The sequence below is a fragment of the Kineococcus sp. G2 genome (assembly GCF_037154035.1).
Taxonomy (GTDB): Bacteria; Actinomycetota; Actinomycetes; order Actinomycetales; family Kineococcaceae; genus Kineococcus.
Genome location: NZ_JBBBEM010000135.1, coordinates 1 through 16,729, shown reverse-complemented (window position 1 = coordinate 16,729; position 16,729 = coordinate 1). Strand labels below are relative to the sequence as shown.

At 77.7% G+C, this 16,729-nt stretch carries 15 protein-coding genes and 1 pseudogene; 12 read left to right on the top strand and 4 right to left on the bottom strand.

Annotation, left to right across the window (positions count from 1 at the left end; translation table 11 throughout):
• Positions 1 to 67: 67 nt before the first annotated feature.
• Positions 68 to 1,951, bottom strand: a complete 1,884-nt coding sequence (locus V9U69_RS18515; protein ID WP_337063338.1) for a LamG-like jellyroll fold domain-containing protein — start codon at positions 1,949 to 1,951, stop codon at positions 68 to 70.
• Between the two features lie 227 nt (positions 1,952 to 2,178).
• Between V9U69_RS18515 and V9U69_RS18510 the strand changes: the two genes are divergently transcribed.
• From V9U69_RS18510 to V9U69_RS18495, 4 genes are all read left to right on the top strand, one after another.
• Positions 2,179 to 4,464 carry a putative bifunctional diguanylate cyclase/phosphodiesterase gene (locus tag V9U69_RS18510; protein WP_337063337.1) on the top strand — a complete coding sequence of 762 codons (2,286 nt, stop codon included), beginning with the start codon at positions 2,179 to 2,181 and terminating at the stop codon, positions 4,462 to 4,464.
• On the top strand, positions 4,461 to 5,354 hold the full coding sequence (locus tag V9U69_RS18505) for an HDOD domain-containing protein (protein WP_337063336.1): 894 nt from the start codon (positions 4,461 to 4,463) through the stop codon (positions 5,352 to 5,354). The genes V9U69_RS18510 and V9U69_RS18505 overlap by 4 nt, the downstream gene beginning before the upstream one ends.
• 65 nt (positions 5,355 to 5,419) lie before the next feature.
• Positions 5,420 to 5,809 (top strand): ATP-binding protein, encoded by a 390-nt coding sequence (locus V9U69_RS18500; RefSeq protein WP_337063334.1) that lies wholly within the window; start codon positions 5,420 to 5,422, stop codon positions 5,807 to 5,809.
• A complete protein-coding gene (locus tag V9U69_RS18495; protein WP_337063333.1) occupies positions 5,806 to 6,354 on the top strand; it encodes a GNAT family N-acetyltransferase in 549 nt (182 codons plus the stop codon). The genes V9U69_RS18500 and V9U69_RS18495 overlap by 4 nt, the downstream gene beginning before the upstream one ends.
• 56 nt (positions 6,355 to 6,410) lie before the next feature.
• Here the strand turns inward: V9U69_RS18495 and V9U69_RS18490 are convergent, their stop codons facing one another.
• Complete coding sequence (locus V9U69_RS18490) at positions 6,411 to 7,025, bottom strand: TetR/AcrR family transcriptional regulator (protein ID WP_337063331.1); 615 nt, start codon at positions 7,023 to 7,025, stop codon at positions 6,411 to 6,413.
• A 195-nt stretch (positions 7,026 to 7,220) separates the two neighbouring features.
• Between V9U69_RS18490 and V9U69_RS18485 the strand changes: the two genes are divergently transcribed.
• The gene (locus tag V9U69_RS18485; protein WP_337063330.1) at positions 7,221 to 7,778 is read left to right on the top strand and encodes an NAD(P)H-dependent oxidoreductase; all 558 of its coding nucleotides are present in this window, start codon (positions 7,221 to 7,223) and stop codon (positions 7,776 to 7,778) included.
• A gap of 99 nt (positions 7,779 to 7,877) precedes the next feature.
• On the opposite strand, the gene V9U69_RS18480 is transcribed toward V9U69_RS18485, so the two are convergent.
• Entirely contained in the window at positions 7,878 to 8,246 is a 369-nt protein-coding gene (locus V9U69_RS18480) for a hypothetical protein (RefSeq protein WP_337063329.1), read from the bottom strand.
• A 193-nt stretch (positions 8,247 to 8,439) separates the two neighbouring features.
• The gene (locus V9U69_RS18475; RefSeq protein ID WP_337063328.1) at positions 8,440 to 8,673 is read right to left on the bottom strand and encodes a hypothetical protein; all 234 of its coding nucleotides are present in this window, start codon (positions 8,671 to 8,673) and stop codon (positions 8,440 to 8,442) included.
• A 241-nt stretch (positions 8,674 to 8,914) separates the two neighbouring features.
• Here V9U69_RS18475 and V9U69_RS18470 point away from each other — a divergent pair, with 241 nt between their 5' ends.
• The 7 genes and pseudogenes from V9U69_RS18470 to V9U69_RS18440 all read left to right on the top strand — a co-directional run.
• Complete coding sequence (locus V9U69_RS18470; protein ID WP_337063327.1) at positions 8,915 to 9,718, top strand: TIGR02587 family membrane protein; 804 nt, start codon at positions 8,915 to 8,917, stop codon at positions 9,716 to 9,718.
• A gap of 10 nt (positions 9,719 to 9,728) precedes the next feature.
• Positions 9,729 to 10,223: a hypothetical protein gene (locus V9U69_RS18465; RefSeq protein ID WP_337063326.1), complete on the top strand. Its 495-nt coding sequence runs from the start codon at positions 9,729 to 9,731 to the stop codon at positions 10,221 to 10,223.
• A 169-nt stretch (positions 10,224 to 10,392) separates the two neighbouring features.
• A complete protein-coding gene (locus tag V9U69_RS18460) occupies positions 10,393 to 10,641 on the top strand; it encodes a hypothetical protein (RefSeq protein WP_337063325.1) in 249 nt (82 codons plus the stop codon).
• Positions 10,642 to 10,848: 207 nt separating this feature from the next.
• Positions 10,849 to 12,384 carry a flotillin family protein gene (locus V9U69_RS18455; protein WP_337063324.1) on the top strand — a complete coding sequence of 512 codons (1,536 nt, stop codon included), beginning with the start codon at positions 10,849 to 10,851 and terminating at the stop codon, positions 12,382 to 12,384.
• Positions 12,385 to 12,498: 114 nt separating this feature from the next.
• Entirely contained in the window at positions 12,499 to 13,269 is a 771-nt protein-coding gene (locus V9U69_RS18450; RefSeq protein ID WP_337063323.1) for a class I SAM-dependent methyltransferase, read from the top strand.
• Positions 13,266 to 14,456, top strand: coding sequence for an FAD-dependent oxidoreductase (locus tag V9U69_RS18445; RefSeq protein WP_337063322.1), 1,191 nt, complete (start codon positions 13,266 to 13,268; stop codon positions 14,454 to 14,456). Before V9U69_RS18450 ends, V9U69_RS18445 begins: the two co-directional genes overlap by 4 nt.
• Positions 14,457 to 14,648: 192 nt before the next feature.
• Positions 14,649 to 16,729: pseudogene (locus V9U69_RS18440) on the top strand (hypothetical protein); the annotation flags it as partial.

Sequence of the window (16,729 nt, the reverse complement as noted above, 5' to 3'; positions counted from 1 at the left end):
CGAGGAGGGCGGTCACCCCGGTGGGGTGGCCGCCCTCCTCGCGTCCGGGCCCGCCCGGGGCGCCCGGTCAGCCCTCGCGGGTCGCGGTGACCGGGGCGCTGAGGAACTCCCCGGGTTCCAGCGCGCGCGAGCTGATGCGCACGTCGCCGATCCAGCCGTGGAAGCCCTGCCCGAAGACCTCCTCCGACTGGGTGGCGCCGAGGGCGAACGGCTTGCCGAGGGTGGCGATGCCCCGGGCGAGCGTGGACGGGTTGCGGGCGATCCGGGACCCCTCGACGTGCACGACGCTGCGCCGGCCGTCGTTGACGATCGCCACGTGCACCCAGCGGCCGGGGTCGACGGCGTGCGTCCAGGACGTCGGGTTCAGGTCGTCCAGCTCCGGGTACAGCACGAACTGCAGGAACCGCTCGGGGCTGACGTTCAGGCTGCAGGTCGGCTCGTCGGGGCTGTAGCCCTGCGTCTTGCCCGCGTCGCCGTTCCTGCCCTCCCAGCTCAGCACACTCATCCACGCGTGGTCACCGGTGAAGGGGTCGGGCAGCTTCAGGAACACCTCGATGGTGAACCCGGACAGGAACGTCTCGGAGTTCAGCGGTGCGTCCGGCCCGGTCTCCAGCACGGCCCCGCCGTCGGGGTCCCTGCGGCCGTCGAAGCGCAGGCTGGCGTGCGCGGGCTGGCCGTCGTGGTGCTCCGCGGACCAGGTGAGCGCCCCGGCGGTGCCAGCGCCGATCAGCCGGGCGGTGAGGTCGTTGCCGTTGCCGGACAGGTCCTCCACGACGGTGCCGGCGGCGACGACCGCGCCCTCGGCGGCGCCGGGCAGGGCGTCGAAGCGCCAGTAGGCGGCGGTGTGCGGGCCCACCACGGCCGGGGCCGGTCGCGGGCCGGGCACCACCGGCGGGGCGAACCCGGCGAAGCGCCGGTCGGGCACCAGCTCGAAGGAGAAGCGGTCCGCGTCGCTCGTGCGCTCGACCTCCTCGCGCTGCAGCGGGGTGCGCTCCTCCTCGGGCACCGAGCGCAGCCAGGGCGAGAAGGTCTCCACGTCCACGACACCGCGCTCCAGGTCGAACCGGTACAGGCGCAGCGTGGCGGCGCCCCCGTAGAACCGGTCCTGGTAGTTCGCCAGGTGGGCGTGCACGGGGTTGCCCGCGTCGTTGGTCAGCACCGTGCGGCCCACCGGCCAGAAGTGCCCGTTGAGGGTCAGGAAGACCTGGTCGTGCCCGCGCACCAGCTCCTCCCACAGGTTCCGGCCGTACTCCGACAGCTGCGCGGTGCCGTCGCCGCCGTCGGCGCTGACCAGCTCGTGGGACACCAGGACGGTCGGCAGCGACGGGTTCTCGTCGAGGACCCGCCCGGCCCACGCCAGCCCGGCCTGCGACAGCCGCCAGTCCAGCGCCAGCACCAGCCACTCCCGGCCGCCGGCGTGCACCACGTGGTAGGAGGAGTACCCGTCGGGGGAGGAACCGCGGTGCGTGGGCACCCTGCGGGCTCGGCCGGGGCCGAAGTGGTGCAGGAACGGGGTGGCGCCGCGGGTGTCCTCCCCGCTGACGTCGTGGTTGCCCGCGACGACCGCGTGCGGCAGGTTCCGCCGCCCCGGGGGCAGTTCGGTGTCGAAGACGCGCGCGGCCAGCGCCGTCTCCGCCTCCGTCCCGTGCTCGGTGACGTCGCCGAGGTGGGCGAGGAAGGCGATGTTCTCCTCCTCGCGGTGCTCGCGCAGCCACGACAGGGTCGCCGCCAGCGGTGCCGGGTCGGCGGCGTCGGCGTCGAAGAGGTACTGCGTGTCCGGCAGCACGGCGAGGGTGAAGCGGGGCGAGCCGGCGTCGAACGGACCGCCGGAGGCGGACGCGTCGGCCCGCGGCTGCGCCGGGGAGGCGGACGCGGGGGAGACCGCCGCGGCGGCGGCGGGGACGGTGAGGCCGGTGGCGATCAGCGCCCGGCGCGAGAGGTCGGGAGTCACCCGCTCACCCCAGCGCGCCCCGGTGCCGGTCCCGCCGCACCGCGGTGAACGCTCGCGCAGCGGGCGGTGAACACCTGCGCCGGGCACCCGCGGTGAGCACGAGGACCCGCCCGTGGCGGTCTTCGCCCGGACGGGTGCACCCGGCGGGGTCAACCGCAGCGCTGCGCGTGCCGATGGAGGACCCGTGCGGCACCGTCCGGGTGCCGCTGGCGAGGACGGGGCGAGGCGTGTTCGACGAGGTGTGGCGCAGCCAGGGCGAGGACGTCGCCCCCGGGGTGGCCGCTGCCCTCCTGCACCTGGCGGCCGCCGGTGACCAGCCCGTCCTCGTGGTCTCCCGGCCCCGCCCGCCGGAGGCGCCCGAGCGGCCCCGCGTGCGCTGGGCCAACGCCACCCTCGCCGCCCTGCTGGGCGCCGCGCCCGGCGACCTGCTCGACCTGGCCGTCGGCCGGGTCCTGCGCGGCGCGGACGCCCCCGGCGCCCTGGTGCGCGAGCGTTGCACCCGCTTCGCCGCCGAGGCCGTCACCGCCTCCGGGGAGGTGCGGGCCACGGAGGTCGCCGCCTGGCCGGTGCCGGAGCGGATCAGCGGTTTCGGGGCCGTCTCCGAGCGCCTGCGCGTCGACGTGGCGCTGGCCGCGGAGGACCACTGGGTGCTGCAGCTGCTCAGCCCCGACGACGACCGCTCCCGCGCCGCGCTGCGCGCCGCCGAGGAGCGCTTCGCCACCCTCGCGCAGGACTCCCCGGTGCCCACCGTCGTCTCCGACGTGGGCGCGCGCCTGTCCCGCGTCAACGACGCCTTCGCCTCGCTGCTGGGCGTGCCGGCGCAGGAGCTGTGCGGCACCGGCTGGCTGGCGCACGTCCTCGACGACGAGCGCGGCCGCGTGACGCAGGCCGTCGCCGACGTCCTGGCCGGTGAGCGGACCGTGTTCGACACGCGGCTGCGCACCGCCGCCGGGCAGGTCCGCTGGGTCACGGTGCGCCTGGCGCCCAGCCGCACCCCCGGGTACGGCGCCGGGTTCGTCGGCACGGTGGAGGACGTCACCGACCGCCGCGCTCGGGAGAACCGGCTGGCGTACCAGGCGCAGCACGACCTGCTGACGGGCCTGCCGAACCGGCTGGCGCTGCTGGAGCACCTGGGGGAGCTGCTGCCCGACGCGGCCTGCCCCGACGCGGCCGGCGTACCGCTGCCCCCCGCGCCGCCCACCGCCTCCGTGGGCGTGTTCATGGTGGACCTGGACGACTTCAAGACCGTCAACGACGGCCTGGGCCCGGAGGCGGGCGACGCTGTCCTCGTGGAGGTGGCGCGCCGGCTGCTGCGCACCGTGCGCACCGGTGACCTGGTCTCCCGCCCCGGCGGCGACGAGTTCGTGCTCGTGTTCCACGACCTGCCCGACGAGTCCGCGGTGGAGGCCACCGCGCGGCGCGTGCTCGGCGCCCTGGTGGCGCCCGTGGAGGTCAACGGCCTGCGCCTGCGGGTCGCCGCCAGCGTCGGCGTCGTGCTGCTGGGCGGGGAGCCCGGTGGCGCCGAGGAGGTCGTGCGCGACGTCGGCATCGCCACCCACGAGGCCAAGGCCGCCGGGGGCGGCCGCTGGGCGCTGCTGGACGAGGAGGTGCGCCAGCGCGCCCGCCGCTCCCTGCGCCTGGTCGCGGACCTGCGCGAGGCCCTGGCCCGCGGGACGATCGACGTGCACTACCAGCCGGTCGTGCGCCCCGGCACGCCCACCCGCCCCGCTGCGCAGCTGCTCTCCGTGGAGGCGCTGGCCCGCTGGCGCCACCCGGAGCTGGGTCCGATCGACCCGGCGACGTTCGTCGAGCTCGCCGAGCGCGCCAACCTGGTGCCGGCGCTGGACGCGCACGTGCTGGCCGTGGCGTGCCGGGACCTGGCGACGTGGCGCGCCGAGGCGACGGCGGCGGGCCTGCCGCACGTCCCGCGGCGGGTCGCGGTCAACGTCTCCGCCGTGTCCCTGTCCGGCGACGGCTTCGCCGACGGGGTGCGCCGCACGGTCGCCGCCGCCGGCCTGCGCCTGGAGGACGTGTGCCTGGAGGTCACCGAGACCGCCCTGGCCAGCGACCTGCGCGCCTGCCGCACCGTGCTGGAGGAGCTGCGCCGCGACGGCGCGCGCGTGGCCATCGACGACTTCGGCACCGGGTACTCCTCGCTGGCGTACCTGGTGGACCTGCCCGCCGACCACCTGAAGGTGGACCGCTCCTTCGTGCGCGACCTGCGCGGCGGGCGCGGCGGCGGGACCACCGGCACCGCGCGCGGCGGCCCGGCGCGCGCGGTGGCCGCCGCGATCGTCTCCCTGGCGCGCACCCTCGGGCTGGACGTGGTCGCCGAGGGCGTGGAGACCCACGAGCAGAACGACGTGCTCGTCGAGCTGGGCTGCGAGGCCGTGCAGGGGTACCTGTACGCGCGGCCGATGACCCGGGAGGACCTGTGGCGAGTGCTCTGCGCCGGCGGCACCCTGGCCCCGCAGCCCGCCGGGCTGCCCTCCCCGAGGCAGGTGCCGGCGTGAGCGTGCCCCGCCCGCGCTCGGGAGCGCTCGCGGTCGGCGCGCCCGGCGCCGCCCCGCCCGCCCCGGGCACCTCCGCGGCGCCCGCGGGTGCCGTGGAGGTGCTGGGGCGCATCAGCGCGGCCCTGGACGACCTGCCCGCGCACCGCCCCGTGGCGGCCCGCGTCATCGCGCAGGCCGACGACCACCGCTCCGACGCCCGCTCCCTGGGGCAGACCCTCGGCTGCGACCCGGCGCTGACGGCGAAGGTCCTGCGCCTGGCGAACTCGGCGTACTTCGGCCTCAGCGGCCGCGTGTCCGCGCCGGCGTTCGCGGTGACCGTCGTGGGCTTCTCCACCGTGCGCAGCCTGGCGGTGGCGGCGGTGGCGGGGCTCGAGGACGTCCCGGAGTCGCTGGAGGGGTTCTGGGAGAGCAGCGTCCTCACGGCCGTCGCCGCCGGGGAGGTCGCCGGGCGGCTGGGCGTGAAGGCGCCCGACGCCTTCAGCCTGGGCCTGCTGGCCCGCCTGGGTCAGGCGCTGCTGGTGCGCTCCGACCCGGAGCGCTACCCGGCCGTCCTGGCGGGGGCGGTGGACCGCGAGGAGCTGCTGGCCGCCGAGGTGCGCCTGTACGGCTGCACCCACACGCGCGTGTCGGCCGAGGCGCTGGCCGCCTGGTCCTTCCCCGACGAGCTGCCCGCTGCGCTGGCGCAGGTGGACGCGCCCGGCTGGGCGTCGCCGCTGTCGGTGTGCGTGCGCCTGGGCGTGGAGCTGTCCGAGCGGTTGCTGGTGCCCGCCCGCGCCCCGCGCCCGGCCCCCCACCTCAGCGGTGGCCGCGTCGACGACGGGGAGCTGGACGCCCTGCGCACCCGCGTGCAGCGGGTCGCGCACGAGATGCTGCGCCTGCTCGCGGCCTGACGCCGCGGGTGGCCGCGGGGGCCGGCGGCGCCCCCGCCGCGCACGCAGGCGCCGGTGCGGGCAGGATGGCCCCCGTGTGCGAGGCGACGCCGGATGCTGAGGTCACCCTGCCTGATCACGAGCACTCGGCGCGCCGGGCCCGCACCTTCCTCTCCGAGGCCTACTGCGTGGTGCACCACGCGCGGGTCCTCGACGAGGCGGAGCTGCTCGTCTCCGAGCTGGTGACGAACGCGGTGCGCCACGGCGGCCCGCCCGTGCGGGTGCGCGTGCACTGCAACGGCACCGCGGGCCTGCAGGTGTCCGTCTCCGACGGCGACCCGCGCCCGCCGGTGCGCCGCGACGCCGCCCTGGAGGCGGAGGGCGGCCGCGGCGTCGCCCTGGTCGACATCCTCTCCGACCGGTGGGGCGTGGAGCGGGTGAACGGCGGCAAGACCGTCTGGTTCGTCCTGTCGTGACCCGTGCCCGCGACGGCGCCCGGCGTCCCCGGGCGCGCACCGCCGTGCGCCTGCTGGAACCGGCCGACGCCGCCGACCTGGCGCGGCTGCTGACGGCGAACCGGGACTTCCTGGCGCCGTTCGAGCCCGAGCGCGAGGAGGGGTACGCCACCGAGGCGGGGCAGGCGGCGCTGATCGACCACCTGCTGGCCGAGCACGCCGCGGGCCGGGTCGTGCCGTACGCCGTCGTCCACGACGGCGTCCTGGTCGGGCGCAGCACCGTCAGCGAGGTGGTCCGCGGGCCCGCCCGGTCCGGCAACCTCGGCTACTTCGTCGCCGAGGAGGTCAACGGCCGCGGTGTGGCGACCGAGGCGGTGGCCCGCACGGTCGAGGCGGCCTTCGGCGAGCTGGGCCTGCACCGCCTCCAGGCGGCCACCCTGCTGTCGAACTCCGCCTCGCAGGCGGTGCTGCAGCGCAACGGCTTCGAGCGCATCGGCGTCGCCCGGGGCTACCTGCGCATCGCCGGCCGCTGGCAGGACCACGTGCTGTACCAGCGCACCGCCTGATCGCCTGATCGCCTGACCGGGTGCCGGCCGCCCGCCCCGTGCGGTGCCGCGGCCCGTCAGCCCGTGCGCCGGGCCGCCGGGGCGGTGACCTGCCGCACCAGGTCCGCCCACCCCTCGCCCAGGCGCTCGGCGCCGAGGTCGCGCACCCCGGCCAGCTGGGCCGCCAGCGGCGCCTCCAGGCACGCGAGCAGGTAGAAGGCGAGCACGTCGAGGTCGCCGGCGACCCCCGCGGCGCGCAGCAGCACCCGCAGGTGGGTGCGGGCGAAGTCCCCGGGCGGGTCCACCCCGCCGCGCGGGTCCGCTCCGGCCGCGCGCAGCAGGTCGCCGCGCTCGGCGACGAAGCGCAACCGGTGCCGGCCGAACGCCTCCAGGCGCTCCACGGGGTCGGCTCCCGGCCCCAGCGGCGGCGGGCCGGCCAGCACCCGCTCCTGGAAGGAGCGCTCGAACTCGTCGAGCAGCGCGGTGAACAGCCCCGCGCGCGAGCCGAACCGGCGGAAGACGGTGCCCTTGCCGACGCCGGCGCGGGCGGCGAGGCAGTCCATGCTGAAGCCCGCCACGCCGGACTCCTCGACGAGGGAGCGCGCCGCGCTCAGCAGGGCCTCGCGGTTGCGGGAGGCGTCCGCACGCACCGGTGGCCGTCCCGGGGTCAGCACCGGCAGCGCGCGCGTCACACCGGGAGGGTAGGCCCAGCCCCGGGCGCCCGCCGGGTGACGGGGGTGGCGGGTGCACGCGGGAGCGGACTACAGTCCGGGAACAAGCGGACCGCGGTCCGCCTTCTTCCGGCGGGACCGCCGGACCCCGCGGCCCGCCGGCCCCCGCAGCTCGTCCCGCCGTCCCGCACACCCCGTCTCCCCGAGGAGTTCCCCGTGACCGACGTCCTGGTCCTGGTCGGCAGCCTGCGCGCCGCCTCCGTCAACCGCCAGATCGCCGAGACCGCCGTCCAGCTCGCCCCCGAGGGCACCACCCTGCGGGTCCACGAGGGCCTGGGCGACCTGCCCTTCTACAACGAGGACGTCGACGTCGAGGGCTCCGTCCCGCCCGCGGTCACCGCGCTGCGCGAGGCGATCGCGGCCGCCGACGCCGTCCTCGTCGTCACCCCCGAGCACAACGGCTCTGTCCCCGCCGTGCTGAAGAACGCCGTCGACTGGGCCTCGCGCCCCTACGGCGCCAGCTCCCTGTCCGGCAAGCCGCTGGCCGTCGTCGGCAGCGCCTTCGGCCAGTACGGGGGCGTGTGGGCGCAGGACGACGCCCGCAAGGTCTTCGGCATCGCCGGTGCGCGCGTGCTCGCCGAGGCCACCATGGCCATCCCCGCCTCCGTGGTGCGCTTCGCCGAGCTGCACCCCAAGGACGACGCGGAGGTCACCGAGAAGCTGACCGCCGTCCTGGACGCGCTCGTCGGCGCCGTCGAGCCCGCTGCGGCCTGACCCCGGCGCGACCGGCCCCGGCCAGCGGCTGGAGGTGGTGCTCGTCGAGCGCGGCCTCGGCCGCGGAGCGCCTCCTGCGCCGCCGCACCCCGCCGGCGATCACCCCGGTGCGCTGCGGCGCTCGCTCCGCCCGCGCCGGTCGTTCCTGCGCGCGGTGGCCGCGTGGTGCTGGAGCGCGACGTCCAGCCAGGACGCCAGCCGCTCGTCGGTGTCGAGACCCGAGGCGTCGACGGTGATCCAGCCCGGCCCCATGGGACGGTCGACGCCCATGAGCGCGGGCCGCGCCCCCGGACGGCCGATCAGCTCGTCGTGGCGGGCCGGGTCGATCCTGACCAGCAGGTCGCCGTCCTTGCCCACGGAGACCACCCGGACGTCGTGGCCGGTGGGCAGCGCGTCCCGGACGCGCCCGGCGAGGGCCTGTTGCGCCGGGTTCCCCGTGCCGGGCCCCTGCCGCTCGGGGGCGGGCATCAGCGTCCGCCCCCGGCGGCGTGGAGGGTGCTCGGCACGGCGGGGTTCCTCCTCGACGCGGCCGGTCGTGGCGGCTGTTCAGCTCCGCACTCTCCAGCAGCCGCCGATCGGCGTCAAGGAGGACTGCGGAGTCCTGCGGAAAGCCCTGCGCGGTGGCCGGCGCGCACGACGTCGTCGGTGACCGGAGGGGCCGTCAGGGCGTCCGTGGTGCCAGCACGAGGTGCTGCGGCGTCCGCTCCCGGCCCTCGGGCGCCCGGTGCAGGCGCACCAGCACGTCGAACCCCGCGTCGTCCAGGACCTCGGCCAGGTGGTCGGGGTCGTGGCGGTGGTTCGTGAACTCCACGTCGTGGCCGTACCCGTGGAACCGTTCGACGCGTTCACCGGCGCCGGCCTGGAAGGCGGTGAGCAGGAAACCCCCGGGAGCCACGACCCGGGCGAACTCACCCGCTGCGGTCGGCAGGTCGGCGGGGCGGCGCGGTGACCCGGCCGGGAGGAGTTCGCCGGTCCCCGTTGCGCCGCAGGGCGAACCGCCGCAGCCGGCGCCGGCGAGGGCCCGTACCCGCTGGTGGGCCCGGGTGCGCGGACCGCGCGGGCGCGCGCCGGTCCACCCGGGGCGGTATAGGGTCCTCGAGCACGTCGACCACGACGGGAGCACCGTGGCACGGGAGATGCCGAAGAGGGAAGTGCTGCGAGGGCTGGGACGTGCCTTCGCCGGAGCGGTGCTGTTCGCCCTGCCGCTGTTCATGACGATGGAGATCTGGTTCCTCAGCACCGCCGTCCCCCGCTGGAGACTGGGGTTGATGGCTGTCCTGGCCGTGGTGCTGGCCGTCGGCCTGGCGCGCTACGTCGGCTTCGTCGACGGCCTGCGCACCGGCTGGAAGGACGCCGCCGTCGACGCGGGGGTGGCCGTGCTGGCGGGGGTGGTCGCAGCCGCCGTGGTCCTGGGCGCCCTGGCGGTGGTGCACCCCTGGCAGAGCTGGCAGCTGTGGGTCTCCGTCGTCCTCCTGGAGGCGCTGCCGGCGACGGTCGGGGCGTCCTTCGCCCGGTCCCAGCTCGGCGCCGCGGACCAACCCGGCCGACGGGAGTCCAGCTACCGGCGGGAGGTGTTCCTCATGTCCGCCGGGGCGGTGGTCCTCGCCGCCAACATCGCCCCCACGGAAGAAGTCGTCCTCATCGCCGCCCGGATGACGGTGGTCCACGCGATCGTGCTGGTGGCCCTGCAGCTGACCCTGATGCACGCCTTCGTCTACGGCGTCGGGTTCAAGGGCGGTTCGGCGTCGCACACCGGTTTCGCCGCCGTCTTCGTGCGCTACACGGTCGTCGGGTACGTCATCGCGCTGACCGTCAGCGCTTACCTGCTGTGGACGCTGGGCCGCTACGACGGCACCGGCTTCACCGCGGCGGTGATGGAGATGATCGTCCTGGGCCTCCCCGCCAGCATCGGGGCAGCCGCAGCCCGCCTCGTCGTCTGAGGAGAACACCGTGAACCCGCACCCGGACCCCGAGCAGGAGCCCGAGCAGGAACCCCCGGGTGGTGGTGCACCACCCGGGGGCCGGCAGCACGAGGACCGGCGGGACGGGCGGAGCACCGGAGCCGACGAGCGCACCGGGGGTGCCCGGCTGGAGCGGGTGCTGGGTGCCGTCGGGGCGGTGCTGCTGGCAGCTCTGCTGGGCTTCCTCGGCTACCAGGCCAGCACCCGGGACGGTGACTCCCGGGTGCTGGTGGACCTCGTCGCGGTCGAGCGGACGCCCGCGGGCTTCGTCACCACCGTGGAAGTCACCAACGGGGGCGGGGAGACCGCCCGCAGCGTGCAGGTCCACGGCGAGATCGTCCGGAACGGGACCACGGTCTCGCAGGCCTCGGCCACCGTGCCCTACGTCCCGGCGGACAGCCGGCGCAGGGCCGTCCTGGTCTTCGGCGCCGACCCGGCCGGCGCCGACCTCCGCCTGCGCGCGGTCGGCTACGTCGCCCCCTGACACGCCGTCCTGCGGCACCAGCCCGTCCCCGACTCCGCCCTCCGCTCCCGCGCGGCACCGGCCCGGTGACGGCGGAGCGCTCACCGGCCGGGCGCGTCGATCCGCCCCGCGGTCCGCGGAGCCGGAAAACCCCCGCGGCGGCGCGCGTGCCGGTGGCACCATCTCGCGCGTGAACCCGCGCACCAGGCTCGTCGCCACCGTTCCCGCCGCCGCTCTGGCGGCCGTCGCCCTCACCGCCTGCAGCGGCACCAGCCCCTGCGCGGAACTGCCGGCCCCCACCGCGGAGCAGGTCGCCGTCGCCTCCCAGCAGGTCCGCGGCCTGCCCGTGGAGGTCGAGGTGGAGCACGAGGGGGTCGACTGCTTCGTCGACCCCGCCACCCGCCGGTGGACCGAGGAGGTCGAGGAGGCCGAGTCGTGAACCCCGCCCCGGGCGGTCCGCGCGACACGCCCCGCTCACCGTCCCCGACTCCCGCCCGGTGAGCGCCGCGGGCGGCTAGGGTCGGCCACGGGGTCTGCGGGGCCCGCTCGGCCTGCCGGCCCGGGAGAGGCTCCCCGCCCGTGGGGTCCCCGCGACGCCCTCGGGACCCGGCCGCGGGCTCGGTGGCAGCGTCCGGGCTGGAGTGAGATGGACAACCTCGTCGCCGCCGTCGTCGTCGTCGGCGTGCTCGTCGTCCTGCTGCTGGTGGCCTTCGTCGCCTTCAAGACCCGCTACAAGATCGCCAGCCCGTCGGAAGCCCTCATCATCGTGGGCAAGAAGGGCAGGCCGGTCACCAACCCGGAGACGGGGGAGGTGACGACCGACCTGTCCGGCCAGAAGGTCGTCATGGGTGCGGGCGTGTTCGTCAAGCCGCTCGTGCAGCAGGCGCACCGCCTGTCCCTGGCGTCCGTGCGCATCCCCATCTCGATCCGCGGCGCCGTCTCGCGCCAGGGCATCCGGCTGAACGTGGACGGCGTCGCCATCGTCAAGGTCGGTGGCACCGAGGACTTCGTGCGCGCCGCCTCGCAGCGCTTCCTGCAGCAGCAGAAGGAGATCGAGCCGTTCACGCAGGAGGTCCTCGCCGGCAGCCTGCGCGGCGTCATCGGCACCCTCACGGTCGAGGAGATCATCCGCGACCGGGTCGCCTTCGCCCGTCAGGTCGAGGAGGAGGCCGTCACCAGCCTGAACAACCAGGGTCTGGTGCTGGACACCCTGCAGATCCAGGACGTCAGCGACGACGGCAACTACCTGCAGGACCTCGGCCGGCCCGAGGCCGCCAACGCCCGCCGCGCCGCGGAGATCGCCGAGGCGAACAACGCCCAGGAGGCGCAGCAGGCCAAGGCGCTGTCCGACGCGAAGATCGCCCAGGCGCAGCGCGACCTCGCCCTGCAGCAGGCGCAGTTCCGCGCCGACCAGGACAAGGCCGCCGCCGAGGCCGACGCCGCCGGCCGCCTGGCCGAGGCCGCCGCCCAGCAGCAGGTCCTGCAGGAGCAGGAGCGCGTGGCGCAGCGCCAGGCGGAACTCACCGAGCGCACCCTGGACACCGAGGTGCGCAAGCCCGCCGACGCCCGCCGCTACGAGTCGGAGCAGCAGGCGGCCGCGCAGAGGACGGCGCGCGTCTACGCGGCCGAGGCCGAGCAGCAGGCCGCCGTCGCCGCCGCCCAGGCCGACGCGGAGCGGGTGCGCCTGTCCGCGGAGGCGGAGGCCGCCCGGGTCCGCCTGGCCGCCGAGGCCGAGCTGCAGCGCCGCACCGCGGAGTCGAACGCCGTCCGCCTCGAGGGGCAGGCGCAGGCCGAGGCCCTGTCCGCCACGGGGGCCGCCAAGGCGGAGGCCCTGCAGAAGGAGGCGCAGGCGCTGAAGGAGTTCGGCGAGGCCGCGCTCACCCAGCGCGCGCTGGAGGTCCTGCCGCAGGTCGCCGAGGCGCTGGCCCGCCCCCTGGGCAGCATCAAGGACCTCACCGTCATCTCCAACGACGGTGCCGGGGCCCTCAGCCGCTCCGTGGGCAGCAACCTCCAGGAGACCCTGGAGGTGCTCAAGCGGACCACCGGCGTCGACGTCACCGGGATGCTCCACACCCTCGGCGCCCGGCAGCGCGGTACGGACGGCGGCACGGACGGCGGCACGGAGGGCGGCGGCCCGGCCGGTGGCCTCGTGGTCCCGTCCGGGAACGCCGACCCCCGCTGACCGGCGCCTGCGTCCCCCCTCCCGCCCGAACCGGACAGGACGGCGGGCGCGCTCGCGCCTAGGCTCCCGGGACGTGGACGCCCAGGCCGCGAGCCCCGCCCCCGGGGAGGGGCGGTGATCGGCCCGCGCCTGCGCGAGCGCGACCGCGACGCCGTCGAGCTCATGGACGCCCCCGACTGCGACCCGGCGGCGCTCGCGCGCACCTACGCCCGCTTCCGCCTCGTCAACGCGGTGGTGGCCGGCTGGGGGGTGACCTACCGCCGGCACGTGCGGCCGCTCCTGCCGCGCGAGCGGCCCGCCACCGTGCTGGACGTCGGGTGCGGCGGCGGCGACCTCGCCCGCGCCCTGGCCCGCTGGGCGCGCCGGGACGGCCTCGCGCTGGAGGTCACCGGCGTGGACCCCGACCCGCGCGCCCACGCGTGGGCGGTGAGCCGGCCGCCGGTGGACGGGGTGCGCTTCGAGCGGGCGCTCAGCGCGGACCTGGTGGCGCAGGGACGGCGCTTCGACGTGGTCGTCTCCAACCACCTGCTGCACCACCTCGACGACGGGCAGCTGCGGGCCCTGCTGGACGACTCCCGCGCCCTGGCGCGCCGCCGCGCCCTGCACAGCGACATCGCCCGCAGCCGGTGGGCGTACCTGCTGTTCTCGGCCGGTGCGCTGCCCCTGGCGCCCGGCTCGCTCATCCGCGCCGACGGGCTGACCTCCATCCGCCGCAGCTGGCGGCCGGCGGAGCTGCGCGCCCACGTGCCGCCCGGGTGGCGGGTGGAACGGCCCTGGCCCGGCCGCAACCTGCTGGTGCACGACCCGCCGGCGCACGACCCGCCGGTGCACGACCTCCGGGACGGTGCCCGCGCCGACTCCCGCGATGACGGCGCGGCCCCGTGAGCACCCGCGAGTGCGAGGTGCTCGTCGCCGGCGGTGGACCCGCCGGCCTGCTGCTCGCCGCCCTGCTGGCCGGTCACGGCGTGGACGTGGCCGTCCTCGAACGCCGGCGCGCCCCCGGCAGGCTCTCGCGCGCCATCGGCCTGCACCCGCCCGCGCTGGGCGCCCTCGCCGCCGTCGGCCTGGCCGGCGCCGCCGTCGCCGAGGGCGTGCGCGTCGAGCGCGGGGTGGCCCGCAGCCGCGGCCGGACCCTGGGCGAGGTCACCTTCGAGCGGGCGTGGCCGGAAACCCCGTTCGTGCTCACCCTTCCGCAGCACCGCACCGAGGCGCTGCTGGCCGCCCGACTCGCCGACCTCGCCCCCGGCGCGCTGCGGCGCGGTTGCGAGGTGGTGGACGCCCACGACGACGGTGACCGGGTGCACGTCACCACCGCCGAGCACCGGCCCGGCGGGCCACCGGCGCGCACCCGCTGGCGGGCCCGGGTCCTGATCGGCGCGGACGGCGCCCGCAGCCGGGTGCGCGAGTCCTCCGGGCTCGCCGCCACCGCGCACCCCTACCCGGACGCCTACCTCATGGGCGACGTCGCCGACACCACCGGCGACGGCACCGCCGCCGCCGTCCACCTCGAACCCGGCGGCGTCGTGGAGTCCTTCCCGCTGCCCGGCGGGGTGCGGCGCTGGGTGGTGCGCACCGGCCGGCGCCCCGCCGAACCGGCCGTGGAGCTGCTGGCCGCCCTCGTCGCCGAGCGCACCGGCACGGTGCTCGACACCACCACCAGCACGATGGTCAGCGCGTTCGGCGTGCGCCGTCGCCTCGCCCCGCGGACCGTGCGCGGGCGCCGCGTCCTCGTCGGCGACGCCGCGCACGAGATCAGCCCCATCGGCGGCCAGGGGATGACCCTGGGCTGGCTGGACGCGCAGGCGCTCGCACCGGTGCTCGTGGACCTCCTGCGGGGCCGCGCGGGCGGTGACCGCTCCGGGGACCTGCGGGCGGTGCCGCGGCTGCGGGACTTCGAGGAGACGCGCACGCGCGCCGCGCGCTCCGCGGCCCGCCGCGCGGGCGCCAACACGGCGCTGGGCAGGCCGTGGGGCGCCTGGGGCAGCGCCGGGCGCGACGCGCTGGTTCGGGGGGCGCTGCGGAGCCCGGCGGGCGACCGCCTGGCGGGTGCCCTCACGATGCGCTGGGCCTGAGCGGGCCTGCCCGCCGGGCCGCCGCGCGCGCCGCTGCTGCCCGCACCCGCGGCGGTGGTGTCCCGGTTCCGCGACCTCCTCGCCGCCGTCCCGGCCACCTGACCCCGGCCCTGACCCCGGCCCTGACCCCGATCCCGGCCCGCCGGCGGCACCGGGACGCCCCCGGCGGGCCGGGTCGGTACGTTTCCCCCCGTGAGCACCGAGCGAGGCCCCGAGCTGCACACCGCCCTGCTGGCCGCCCTGGCGGGGGACGGTGAGGCCGCGCGCACGCTGCGCACCGCGGCGCCCGCCGGGGACCGCCCGGCCGGCGAGCCGCTGCTGCCCGCGGCGACCTCCGCGCACGAGCGCGCCGTGGCCGCCGCGCTCAGCGGTGCTCCCGTCCTCGCCGACGCCCCCGACGGCCCCGGCGGTGCCGGGACGCTCGTGGCCGAGCTGCTCGCCGCGCTCGCCGCGGACGGGCGGCGCGTGCTCCACCTCACCGGCCCCGCCACCGCCCCCGCCGTGCGCACCGCGCTCACCGGCCTCGGCCTGACCGGGCTCCTCGCCCAGGACGGCGGCGAGCCGCGGCCCGCACCCGCCGCGCAGGGCGAGGACGAGGACGAGGACAGCCGCGTCCCCGCCCGCGACGCGCTGGCCCGCCACGCCGACGCCCTGCACACCCGCCCCGACGACGGCGGCCCCACGCCCTTCGAGGCGCTCGCCGAGCTGGCCGGGCTGCGCGCGGCCCACCTGCGTCCCCCGCTGCTGCCCGCCGCCGCCGGCTGGGGCGAACGGCGGCGAGCCCAGGTCACCGCGCTGCTGCTGGACGCCGCGCGCCCCGCCCCCCCGGTCCCCGTCGAGGTGCCCGAGGGCCCCGACGACGCCGAGCTGCTCTTCGACGCCCTGGACCGGCTGCCCACCACCCTCGGTGCCCTCACCGACCTCACCGACCGCCTGGGCTCGGAGCTCGGCTGGCAGCCGCTGCGCACCCTCGCCGACGCCGAGCACGCCCTGGCCCTGCTCGAGCGCGCCGAGGCCGCCGCGCGCACCTACGTCCCCCTGGCCCTGACCGCCGACCTGGAGCAGGCGCGCACCGTCCTCACCCAGCAGCAGCGCTCCTTCCTCAGCGCCGAGGAGCGCACCCGCCGCCGCGAGGTCAAGCGCCTGTCCGCCCTGCGCCACGACGGCTCCTTCGGCCTGCACGACGTCGAGGAGCTGCAGGAGCTGCGCACCGCCTGGGCCGAGCACGCCGCCGGCCCGCCCCGTGCCTGGGCCGGGCGCCCGCAGCTCGCCCAGGCCCTCGGCACCGCCCGCACCCTGCTCACCCGCGCCACCACCGCCCTGCCCGAGGTGCCGCAGGACGCCGGCGTCCTGGAGCTCGCGGCCTCGCGCGACCTCGCCGCCCGGGCCGCCGCCGCCCGGGAGGCCCTGCGGGGCCGGCGCGGCCGCGCCGAGCTGACCGGTCAGGGCCTGGACGAGCTCGCCGCCGCCGTGCCCGCCGGAGCCGGGGAGCAGGACGTCGCCCGCCTCGTGCGGGGCACCTGGCTGCGCGCCCGCGCCGAGGCCGCCCTCACGGGCCCGGACGGGGAACCCGGTGACCTCGCCGCCCGGTTCCGCACCCTCGACGAGCGCCGCACCAGCACCGCCGCCGCCCACCTGGTCGCCGCCCTCGAGACCGGCGCCGCACCCCGCTGCCGCACCACCGACGGCACCACCGGCCTGCCCGCCCCGGGCGAGGACTTCGACGTCCTCGTCGTCGACGACGCGCACCGTCGCCCCCTGGAGGACGTCGCCGCGCTCGCCGGGCGGGCCCGGCAGCTCGTCGCCGTCGGCTCCGCGGACGCCGCGGGCACCGGCGACGGCTCCGCGTGGAGCGCCCTCGCCGCCCTGCTGGAACCGGTGCGCACGCACCTGCCCGCCGCGCCCGCCGACCCCGCCACCACCGCGCTGCGGGAGGACGTGGCCGCGGCCCTGCGCGCCGCCGGGCTGCAGGCCGACACCGGCGTGGACGTCGCCGGCTGGCCGGTGGACCTGCTCGTCACCGCCGGGCCGGGGACCGCGGCGCTCGCCGTGGACCTCGACGGGGCGGGGTACCGCGCGCTGGCGACGGTGCGCGACCGGCACGTCGCCCGGCCCGCGCAGGTGGAGGCCACGGGGGTGGCGTTCGAGCGCCTGTGGAGCGCCGACTGGTTCCGCGACCCGCGCGGTCAGGTGCAGAGGATCACCGAGGCGTGGCGGCGGGCGGAGGAGAGCACCCGCGAAGAGGCCGAACGCGCTGCCCGCGAAGAGGCCGA